Raw genomic sequence first — 2,269 nt, 5'->3', positions numbered from 1 at the left:
GGCGTGCGTGACGCGGGACTATGATGTGATCGTCAATGGCGGCGGGCCCGTGGGGATGGGGCTGGCCATCGAGCTGGGGCAGCGCGGGGTGCGGGTCTGCGTGGTGGAGCGCTATCCCGAGCCGCAGCCGGTGCCCAAGGGGCAGAACCTGACCCAGCGCACGGCCGAGCATTTCCGGGCCTGGGCCTGCGAGGCGGAACTGCGCGTGGCGCATCCGATCCCGGAGGGGGCGGGGATCGGCGGGCTGACCACCTACCGGACGCTCCTGAGCGACTATACCTACGACTGGCTGACGCGGGAGAGCGTGGCGGACTACTACGCCACGGCCAACGCGCGGCTTCCGCAATACGCGACCGAGCGGGTGCTGCGCGCGCGGGCGGCGGAGATCGAGGCGGTCGACGTGCTCTATGGCTGGGAGGGCGCGGCGCTGGCGCAGGACGCGGACGGCGTGACGCTGGAGATCGCGGAGCGGACAGGCGACGCGCGGCGCAGCCTGCGGGGCCGCTACCTGGTGGGGGCGGACGGCAGCAAGTCGTTCATCCGCGAGGCGGCCGGGATCCCCCAGACGCTGCGCGACCACGACCGGCGCATGGTGCTGGCGGTGTTCGATTCGCCCGAGCTGCACGAGAAGCTGGAGCGCTACCCGGGCAAGGCGTTCTTCTGCGTGCTGCATCCCGATTACGAGGGCTACTGGCTGTTCTTCGGGCGGGTGGATCACGGGCGCAGTTTCTTCTTCCACGCGCCGGTGCCGCTGGACACGACGACCGAGAATTTCGACTTCCGCGCCTTCATCGCCGCGGCCATCGGCGCCGACGTGGCGCTGGAGATCGACTATCTGGGGTTCTGGGACCTGCGCATCGCCATCGCCGACCGCTATCGCACCGGCCGGGTGTTCATCGCCGGCGATGCCTGTCATTCGCATCCGCCCTATGGCGGCTATGGCGTGAACATGGGGCTGGAGGATGCGCGCAACCTCGGCTGGAAGCTGGCGGCGGCGATCCAGGGCTGGGGCGGCGAGGCGCTTCTGGACAGCTACGACGCCGAGCGGCGGCCGGTCTTCGAAAGCCTCGCGGAAGGGTTCATCGAGCGCTATATCCGCGAGGACCGGGCGTTTCTGGAGACGCATTCGCCCGACGCCGACCCCGAGGCGTTCCGCGCCGCCTGGGAGGGGCGGAACCTGGACGCGGCGGAGGTGGATGCCTTCGAGCCGAACTACGAGGGCTCGCCCCTGTGCCCGGTGCCCGGCGCGCGGCCGAGCGCCAAGGGCCGGCACGCGCTGGCGGCGCGGGCGGGGCATCACCTGTCGCCGGCGGATCTGTCGGACGGGCGGGCCGTGTACGACGCCATCGGGGACGGCTTCACGCTTCTGGACTTCACCGCGGACGGGCGCGGCGCGGCCTTCGGGGAGGCGGCGGCGCGGCTGGGGCTGCCGTTCGAGCGCGTGGCCGACGCGCGCGGGCCGGCGGCGGCGCGCTACGGGGCCGAGATGGTGCTGGTCCGGCCGGATCACTACGTGGCCTGGGCCGGGGACGATGGCGCGGCGGCGGAGGTGCTGGCGGTTGCGGCCGGGCGGGAGGCGGCCCTGGCCGGCGCCGGCTGAGGCCGTCCGCACGCCCCGGAGTCGAGAAGGCAGGCGACTCGCGCCGGGATGTGCTAGGCTCGACCCATCAGAGCCCGCCGGAGGCGCGGGACGTCTCCTCCGGCGGGCGCAATCCCGATGGGAGGAGGTGAGCCATGCACATTCGCGAAATCCTGCACCGCAAGGGGCACGAGGTGAAGACCGTGCGCCCCGACACGATCCTGGAGCATTGCGCCGCGCATATGCGGCTGGAGCGCGTCGGCGCGCTGGTCGTTTGCGACGCGGAGGAGCGGCTGAAAGGGGTGATCGCCGAGGGGCACATCCTGCAGGCGCTGGTGGATCACGGGCCGCGGGCGCTGCACGAGACGGCGGCGGACGTCATGGACGACCGGCCCGTCACCTGCGCGCCCGGCGACACGATCGGCGTCGTCGCGCAGCGCATGACGCGGGCGCGGGTGCGGCACGTGCCGGTCTGCGAGGACGGCAAGCTGGTCGGGCTGGTGTCGATCGGCGACATCGTGCGCGACCGGTTCGAGGAGATGGAACTGGAGCGGGGAACGCTGCGCGACCTGGCCGGGGCGCATCTGGCCGCGGTCTAGAGTCTTTCGGGATTAACCAGGCGCATATCCCGCAGCCTGGAAATAGTTTCTGCATTCAACCGGAGAGAACAGGTCGCATATCCTGCCGAGT

At 71.6% G+C, this 2,269-nt stretch carries 2 protein-coding genes; both read left to right on the top strand.

Annotation, left to right across the window (positions count from 1 at the left end):
* On the top strand, window positions 1-1,600 hold a 1,600-nt coding region (locus P1J78_RS24655; RefSeq protein WP_309568153.1), incomplete at its 5' end, for an FAD-dependent monooxygenase.
* A 134-nt stretch (window positions 1,601-1,734) separates the two neighbouring features.
* Window positions 1,735-2,178: a CBS domain-containing protein gene (locus tag P1J78_RS24650; RefSeq protein ID WP_275570021.1), complete on the top strand. Its 444-nt coding sequence runs from the start codon at window positions 1,735-1,737 to the stop codon at window positions 2,176-2,178.
* The last annotated feature ends 91 nt before the right edge of the window (window positions 2,179-2,269 follow it).

It is taken from the genome of Psychromarinibacter sediminicola (assembly GCF_029168335.1).
Classification (GTDB): Bacteria; Pseudomonadota; Alphaproteobacteria; order Rhodobacterales; family Rhodobacteraceae; genus Psychromarinibacter; species Psychromarinibacter sediminicola.
Note: the sequence above shows the minus strand (reverse complement) of the source record. Positions and strands in the feature narration are given on the sequence as shown.

Coding starts and splice junctions, on each gene's coding strand:
- P1J78_RS24650 (WP_275570021.1), top strand. CDS start 1,735: ATGCACATTCGCGAAATCCTGCACCGCAAGGGGCACGAGGTGAAGACC.